The sequence below is a fragment of the Pseudomonas ficuserectae genome, assembly GCF_024584585.1.
GTDB classification, from domain to species: domain Bacteria; phylum Pseudomonadota; class Gammaproteobacteria; order Pseudomonadales; family Pseudomonadaceae; genus Aquipseudomonas; species Aquipseudomonas amygdali.
The window spans coordinates 111,611-119,174 of record NZ_CP085686.1 but is presented as its reverse complement, the minus strand read 5'-3'; the positions used below and the strand labels follow the sequence as shown (position 1 = coordinate 119,174).

The following is a 7,564-nucleotide window of genomic DNA, read 5'->3' as shown; positions in this document are numbered from 1 at the left end:
GCTTCACCGCCTTGGCCAACGCGGTGAAAGGGTGTGACGCAAAGGGTCAACTGGGGGGGCAGGGTGCTGTCATCGAGGTCGCACAGCAGCTGAAAAATCTTTTCCATAAGTCCACCGTTCAGCGGTGAACTGAAGGCTTCACTTTTGACGGCTTGCACAAAGCCGCAGTGAACGCCATAATCAGCTCACGTTATGTGTGTTGAACAGGTGATCCGAAACCAAACGGCCTGTTCAAGATTTTCCAAAAAGCCCCGGCGCCAACCGGGGCTTTTTGGTTTCTGCGATTCGTGAATCTACATCGTCGCTTTCCTGCAAATAAAACTGTGCCGGATAGTAGCATGGGAGCCTCGCTTTTCGCGTTACAAAATCCGCTGCTTTCAACGAGCTAGGACGCTTTCCTGGCCACCACCGGCCCTGCTGGGCTCGACTTTCTCAATAGCCGTGGGTAAAGCCCGCGCCGGAACCGCTTAAAATCAGCAGCGTCAAGCCAAGGGGCACTGGCCTCCCACGCGTCCCGAGGCGCACCGTCGAGCCGATCCTGGCTGATCAGCAGAGACGCTTCATCGTTGCGCCCATCGTCGTTGCAGATGAACTTAGAAAAGTGGTTTGTCATTGTTGTCATTCCTTGTTCGCGTTCCGGTGCCAACGGCTGGATGCAGAACTGCCAGGCCTATAGCGACCGGCTGGAGCATCAGCAAGGGGTAGGGCGCAGTCGGCCCAGGACGTGCAGGATTTCATTTTCAAAAGCCACTTTTGACTCGAGGTCGCCCAGCTGCGTATGGCGTTCTGCAACGCACCTCAGCAAGCCAGGCAGGTGGCCGCACTGGGGCAGCTCCTGGCCGTTAGTGACCCGATAGCTTTTGTGATACTCCGTCGCGATGTAACCCTGCATCTCCAATGACCGCAGGGCTTCGCGCACCGGCATCCGGCTGACCTGGAAGGCATTGGCAATGGCTTGCTGCGTAAGCCGTTCACCCGGTTCAAGTCGTCCATCCATGATGGCTTCGCGAAGCACATCTTCAATGGTCTCGCGGGGCAGCGCTATTGGCTGTGCCAAGCCATAGGCCAGGCGTTCAAGCACCTGCTGAGCGTGCAGTTTTTGCGTTCTGTGGTTAATCATGTCCTTCACCTATTTAACGAATGCGTACTGCCCCCTGCGCTGTAAAGCTGGGCTCAGCGCTGCACATGATTGACGGGGTTGTGATGTGTATCAGGAACCGCTTGATAGCCCCGAGGACCTAGAAGCGCTCCTGGCCGAGCTGGAGTTGGGTGACGGAATTTTCTGGGGTTTTCCCCCTTAAGGTGTCTACTTGTCGTCGGCGACCCTGCTGGACTCAAACGAAGCGCTGTCATCTGCGGTGTACACATCCCAAGGGACTTTCACCCCGTTGACCAGAAAGCCCCAGTCACAGGATTTAGGACGAGTGATGAACAGGGTGTAAGCACCGCCCGCTGCCACCTGGTCGATACGGTGATACTCACCAGGACGCAGCGCTGCGCAGGTGCCTGTTCTGCGCTCGATGCGCTCAGTGACCTGTCCATGGGTATTGATCATGATCAGACGCAGCTCGACGTACCCACCCTGCAGGATGATCGTACGAGCGTGCCACGGGTGGTCGTGCAGGTCGCGATCACGATCCTCGCGCAAGATGTGGTGGACCCGAACCGACCAGGGAAACCAGCGGTGTTTGGGTTGCTGCCTGGCGCGATCATATCCCTCGAACAGCCACCAGCGGCCCATGTAGCGTTCCTGGCCATCGGCCGAGGTGATGTGTTGATAAGGCGTACGCTGGGCGCGTCGAATGATCCAGGCGGCGACGCATGGACGCGACACGATCACCGCAAAAACTCGCCAAAGAGTCTCTTTCATGGGGGCTCCGATCAGCAAAGTTAATCGTCATAGGGCGATGACGAATACAGACGGTGGCAATAGGCATCCGCTCGTCTGTTGTCTTCATCCGTTTGACGGTCGTCCCACCCGTCAAGAATGAACATCACACCCAAGTATTTCTGGTTGGATTCCTTGCCCAGACACGACTGGACCCAATCAACCTGATAACGCACGTAGTCGATATCGGTACTGCATTGGATGGCTTCTGCGTGGGCCGTTGGAGACCCCAGCCAGTGCCTCATGTTCTGCAGCAGTGCCCGGCAATCATCGACACCTATATCTCGGGTAACGGACCCAGTGGGTGGAAGGCCGTACAAGCCAAGCCCTCCATATTGGCTAAATACCGCAAACGTGTTTTTCGCGATGTGAAACTTCAAAACCTTCCTTGAAAACCAGGGATCACTTTGAGGTCTGTAACTCATCGGCTGCGCTCCTGCCCGTGCGGTCTATTAATCCCAGTCGAACGGCGCCGGCGAATAAGATCCGTCGTCGAAATAGGGCGGTGCCTGGTCGTGGCTTGGTGGAACAGGCGTTGTGGCTCTAGGTGCAGTCGCCTTGCCCTTCACTTTCGGCGCTCTGGCCGGATCGATGTGCTGCGCCTGGTAGGCTTGCAACCGTTTGCTGCCGACGGTCAGATCCAGCGCCGTGGACGATTGCGCCACGTAGCCGCTTCCGCGCTTGGGCACATGCTCCAGCGCTGTGTGCCATAACAAGGTGCTGCGCACTGCCGCTCCAGGACGGCGACGCCAGATCAGCCGCCACTCTTCTCCCAGCTCGTTCAAGACAACCAACGTCGGATCTGTCAGCACCAGGTTTTCAAGGTCTGAACGACCAGGCTTCATCGCCAGGTGGTACAGGATCTGCTGCACGCGGTCCGCGCGCGGATAGCTGCGCCGAATGCGGGCAGGTGCACCAGCCAACAAGGTGTCCAGCGCTGGCGGGGCCACCTCGATGAAGCGGTTGATTCGGATCGCTTCCTTGGACAGCTTGTCAGCATCGTGAATGTACAAGGAGCTGCCGCGAATCACTTGCCCGTTGAACAGCGTGATGTTTTCCCCCTCCTTGAGCTGCTGCACTTCCTCGACGCTGACTTTCTTCTCATCTTTCAGGCTCAGTGTGTCTGCTTCCTCCCAGCTGGCCCCCATGATTCCGGCCTGACGCACCATACCGCTCATCACTGGCAGGTACTCGGTACCGGCCATCAATTGCAGTATTTCGAGAGTGTCCTTGGGGTCCATGATCTTGCCGGTGATTCGGACCCCCATGTTCCCGATCAGCGTCCACACCTTGTCGCCGGCCGCCGACTTGAGGCGCTGCGCCTCTTGGCTGGCCAGGAGCAGGCAAAACCCCAGGGAGCGTACCTGCGTGGCCAGCTCACCGAGCTTTTCGGTGTAGTAGGCCCCGACCTCGTCGCAGATCCACAAGAACGGAAAGCGGTCCTTGTACTTGCGGATCACCAGGATGTCTTCGGGTTTGCCCTCCAGTTTCTCCCCCAGATCCTGGCTCAGGATCATGGCCAGCTGCGACACGTACAGACGCCCAAGAGTCGCGGCCTCGGTCGAGGAGATTTCCAGCGCAGGAATCAGGACCACCAGGATGCGATCGTTATGCACCACGTCCTTGAGGTCTATGTCGCCGGCGTCACGGGCAAACACATGGCCGTAGGTGTCATTGAACAAGGCCAGCATGCGGGTGAACTGCTGGATCAGAAAACCATGCTGATCCAACGCGGTGGTCGCCCATTCCTCCGGCGAATCCACCTTGGCCAGGTCAAAACCGGACAATGTGCCCAGGTAGTTTTTCAGGGGTAACTGGGCGTCTTCATGCCATTGCTGTTCCACCGACTGGATGTAGAGCTTGGCAATGGCCCGCAACGGCAAATGCGCCTGGATAGTGCGCTGGGACATGACCGTGCCTTCACGCCGGCACTTGTACACCAGGGAGAACACCAAAGCCTGAATCATGGCCCGGGCTTTCTCTTGCCAGCCCGCATCGTTGCCCGCAGGGGGCAACATCGAATCCATCAGGTTGATGATGTAGGTTTCCTGAGCAATACCGAACGCGTTGACGGTATTGGTCTGCCCTCTGCTTTTGTTGTCCTCGAGCAGTTCCTGCGCCCTGGAGCGGCCCCCGGTGATGAAGTTCATCATCCGAACGTCGTCTTCACGGCCAAAGCGCCGGGCCAGGGACACGATCGCGGCGGCCACATCATTTTGGGCCTTGCCGTCCGAATAGATCAGGCCCTTTCCATAGCCCAGCTGGCCCAACACGTACCCCAGCAGTGCTTCGGTTTTGCCGGCACCGGTTGTACCGAACATCAGAATATGGCGGGTCATGTCATCCAGCGACAGCCACAGTTCACGCCCGGCGTCCCGACCGCGCAGGTACCCCATATACAGGATGCCCGCTGCCTTGAGCATCACCGTGCGCATGGCCGTGACCGGCAAGAAACCCAGCAGCTTGCCCGTCACCTGGCGTTGCGTCGATGGGTCGAGGCGGTCCATGTCTGAAGGCATGCGCATGGGCATCTGCCAGGGTTCGAGCAGCATGACAGGTGACCAGACCAGCAAGGCCGGCAGACTGAGCCACAGGCTGACCGGGTACAGGACGCCTCCCACCACAGACCCGGCCAAACCCATCGTCAGACTACCGGGGCCCATCAACCACTCAGCCAGTGCCGAGTGGTAAACCCGCCGGTTTAGGCGCGTGCGCTCGACGGCGTAGTCATTGGGGCGCATTCGACACCTCCTGAACCTGGCGGGCAGGTTGCTCATCAAGGAAGGCTTTGAGCCTGATCGGGTCACGCAACAGCGTCTGCGGCACATAACGCCCATCGTCGCTGATCACCCAAGGTGTGCCCGGTATGCGATACGCCTGATAGGCCGCCTGGTTGATCCCCAAGGCCTTTTCTGCAACATCGCACGTGCCTGCTGGTTGCGCCGCCTTCAACTCCACCCCTTCCGACGCCGGCTTTAACAGGGATTTCCCAAGGTTCACACCCTCAGGGGCTGCATCAAACAGGCGATCCCACGCGGTTTTGCGCTGCTCAGGCGGCAGGCACAGCACGGGCGTAATGGCGGCGACCGACTTTTCCTTACCAATCACCGGCACAGGAAACACCACCACATTGAAGGCGTCGGAGAGCGTGTTGAGGGACGACTCCAGACGCTGGCAGTTCGGACAGCCAGGGTCCGAAAAGACATACAGCGTGCGCGCGTGACCGCTGGAATAGTCAACGGTGAACAGCTTGCGCTCCGCAGCGTTGTGCAGCTTTTGAGGGAGTGTGGCCCGAACCTCCCTGGGCAATGTCCAGCCATCGTCAGGTGCCACGTCTGCAGCGGACTGGCGTGGCTCAGAAGCGATCGGCGCCGGCGCGCTGCGCTTGGCCAGGTCCGGCTTGGGGGGGCTCGGGACTGAGGGCGTGATGACCTGCGCCGCCGGCATTGCAACAGGCCATTCAAGCGCTCGGCCAAGCCATGAGGCACCGAGGCAAAGCACAACCAACAACACGAACACGCCCATCAGACGCCGCTGGGTCTTGCGTCGTCCATGACGCAGCAAAGCCCGCGACAGTGCGGTCAGTAGCTCATGGGTTTCCTCACTGTCATGGGTTTCAAGAGAGAATTCAAAACCCTGAACATCGCGGCAGACCACACCGTCATTGCTCAGATAAAACGAGTGCTGATGGCGAAGGTCCAGGGTGCAAATCGTGCGTGTCACGATGCCTTCTTCCTGATCTGCCTGATAGACAACAAGCTGATCGCCTTGGATGTCCACCGAAAACAGGGCGCGCAAAGATGCCGAGGCCATGGGGTTTCCTCTTTTAAAGTAAAGAATTAATAGTGTTTTCTGGAATCAAATTTGATGTAGAGTTACATCAAAATTGAAGCAAGGAGTCATCATGAGAACGACCGTTACCATCGACGATGCGTTGTACCAACGTGCTCTGGAAGTCGCCGATCCGGCGATGGACAAGGCCGACCTGTTCCGTGAAGCCGTTCAGACGTTTGTGCGCATTCAAGCGGCTAAACGATTGATGGCTTTAGGGGCCACACTGCCAACGATGGAAGACATCGCCCGCCGACACGAGAAGGCACTGTGAAAGGCGTCCTGGTAGACACCTCCGTTTGGGTTGAGCACTTTCGCAACAACAGTCCAGAACTGGTGAACTTGCTCAGCCAGGACCGGGTACTCATACACCCCATGGTGATCGGAGAACTGGCCTGTGGTACGCCGCCTGATCGTTTGAGCACCTTGACTGACCTTGGCGACCTACGAGGTGCACAACAACCCACGGTGAGTGAAGTCATCGCCTTTCTGAACACCCACAAGCTCTATGGCCTGGGCTGTGGGCTGGTGGATATGACGCTCCTGGCCTCCGCGTTATTGAGCGGCACAGCGCTTTGGACGTTAGACAAGCGCCTGGAGCGTTTGGCTAGCCGCATGGCCGTGTCATACCAGCCTCCTACTCACTAGGCTCATCAACCACAGGTGGCTGCGCGGCATACACCGCCGTCATGACAGGAAGGTCAGAGGCCTCCCGGCGTTTAGGCGTGATGACATGTCGCGCAAATACCAGACCGATGCTTTCCAACTCGGCCTGCAAGCCATCGATGGCCTGGGTCACCATCAACCCAGGACGTGGCAGCCCCAGCTTACTGGCATGGACTTCTGCCCGCGCCTGAGCCTGAACACCGGCGCCTTCCACAAACACCTTGGCCGTGTCGGCACTGTGAAGGGCATACCACAAAGTACGGTTAACCCCCTTGAGCCAGCGAAAGCGCGCCGGCGCCAAGCGCAGATCGCGGCCATACAAGGCCACCAGCGCGGTGCGCATCGATCGATGGCTTTGCAGCCACTCACTGACGCCCGGTGCTTTTGCAACGCGATCAAACCCCGCGTCGGCCAAGCCGTACAGCGGCGTCAACGAGAAGGTCTTGCGCCGCAACAACCCTTTGATCATGCAGGAACGGTTCAGGTCATCGAGCAACCGGGTCGCTGCCTTGCGGTCATTGAGAAATACCTGCAGACCGAATACGGCCAGCAAGGCCCGTTCATAGGGTGTCAAGTCCAGAAGGCCATCATGAACATCTCCGACTTGCTCCTCGAACACCGCACGAGCAGCCTCCCGATCCAGCACTTTGCGCTGCACCAGGTTGTAACGTTCAGCAAACTCCTCGGGCTTTAGCGCCCAGGCATTGCTGGGAGAGGTATCGTTCATCAGGCCATCGGGACCAGACGCAGCCAACACCGGGATGACCGAGGGTGCGAAACGACTCACCAGTCCAGGAAGCGTGTGAATGTTCACCAGGCGTTTACTGCGAAACGGCAGTACCGGATGCTGCGCCAGCCCCCAACTGCTCACAATCACCAGCGGTAACAGGAACAGCAGCAGAATCCCACTGGTAGCGTTCATCACCTCAAGCCACTCATCCAGCGTCACGGCCTTGGCGTGGTTGGCCACGTCGGCCAGCAGGTTGATCTTGCCACCGGCCCAGACATGGATGAAGGGAAAATCCACCATTTTCCATAACCAATAAAGCGTCCAGGTGGTCCAGTACACGAAGATATCGAAGAACATCCAGCACAACAGGACGGCTGCACAAAGCGCCAATAACATCTGCGCTTGCTCGCCCTCCCATGCACCTTGGGATTGTCGATTTTGCATTGCGA

At 58.4% G+C, this 7,564-nt stretch carries 9 protein-coding genes; 2 read left to right on the top strand and 7 right to left on the bottom strand.

Annotation, left to right across the window (positions count from 1 at the left end; translation table 11 throughout):
• Nucleotides 1–385: 385 nt before the first annotated feature.
• From LJU29_RS28960 to LJU29_RS28935, 6 genes are all read right to left on the bottom strand, one after another.
• Nucleotides 386–613, bottom strand: coding sequence for a hypothetical protein (locus LJU29_RS28960; RefSeq protein WP_122323107.1), 228 nt, complete (start codon nucleotides 611–613; stop codon nucleotides 386–388).
• A gap of 78 nt (nucleotides 614–691) precedes the next feature.
• Nucleotides 692–1,120 carry a GntR family transcriptional regulator gene (locus LJU29_RS28955; RefSeq protein ID WP_122323108.1) on the bottom strand — a complete coding sequence of 143 codons (429 nt, stop codon included), beginning with the start codon at nucleotides 1,118–1,120 and terminating at the stop codon, nucleotides 692–694.
• 186 nt (nucleotides 1,121–1,306) lie between these two features.
• A complete protein-coding gene (locus LJU29_RS28950) occupies nucleotides 1,307–1,870 on the bottom strand; it encodes a hypothetical protein (protein WP_116894632.1) in 564 nt (187 codons plus the stop codon).
• Between the two features lie 20 nt (nucleotides 1,871–1,890).
• Nucleotides 1,891–2,313: a hypothetical protein gene (locus tag LJU29_RS28945; protein ID WP_005769744.1), complete on the bottom strand. Its 423-nt coding sequence runs from the start codon at nucleotides 2,311–2,313 to the stop codon at nucleotides 1,891–1,893.
• Between the two features lie 27 nt (nucleotides 2,314–2,340).
• Complete coding sequence (gene trbC / locus LJU29_RS28940; RefSeq protein WP_257113075.1) at nucleotides 2,341–4,629, bottom strand: F-type conjugative transfer protein TrbC; 2,289 nt, start codon at nucleotides 4,627–4,629, stop codon at nucleotides 2,341–2,343.
• Nucleotides 4,616–5,701: a thioredoxin fold domain-containing protein gene (locus LJU29_RS28935; RefSeq protein WP_257113073.1), complete on the bottom strand. Its 1,086-nt coding sequence runs from the start codon at nucleotides 5,699–5,701 to the stop codon at nucleotides 4,616–4,618. Before LJU29_RS28935 ends, trbC begins: the two co-directional genes overlap by 14 nt.
• A gap of 91 nt (nucleotides 5,702–5,792) precedes the next feature.
• Between LJU29_RS28935 and LJU29_RS28930 the strand changes: the two genes are divergently transcribed.
• Nucleotides 5,793–5,993, top strand: a complete 201-nt coding sequence (locus tag LJU29_RS28930; RefSeq protein WP_004644067.1) for a type II toxin-antitoxin system VapB family antitoxin — start codon at nucleotides 5,793–5,795, stop codon at nucleotides 5,991–5,993.
• The gene (locus LJU29_RS28925; RefSeq protein ID WP_122322821.1) at nucleotides 5,990–6,367 is read left to right on the top strand and encodes a type II toxin-antitoxin system VapC family toxin; all 378 of its coding nucleotides are present in this window, start codon (nucleotides 5,990–5,992) and stop codon (nucleotides 6,365–6,367) included. The genes LJU29_RS28930 and LJU29_RS28925 overlap by 4 nt, the downstream gene beginning before the upstream one ends.
• Here the strand turns inward: LJU29_RS28925 and LJU29_RS28920 are convergent.
• Complete coding sequence (locus LJU29_RS28920) at nucleotides 6,357–7,559, bottom strand: secretion/conjugation apparatus DotM-related subunit (protein ID WP_003344393.1); 1,203 nt, start codon at nucleotides 7,557–7,559, stop codon at nucleotides 6,357–6,359. The two genes, LJU29_RS28925 and LJU29_RS28920, sit on opposite strands and share 11 nt — an antisense overlap.
• Between the last annotated feature and the right edge of the window lie 5 nt (nucleotides 7,560–7,564).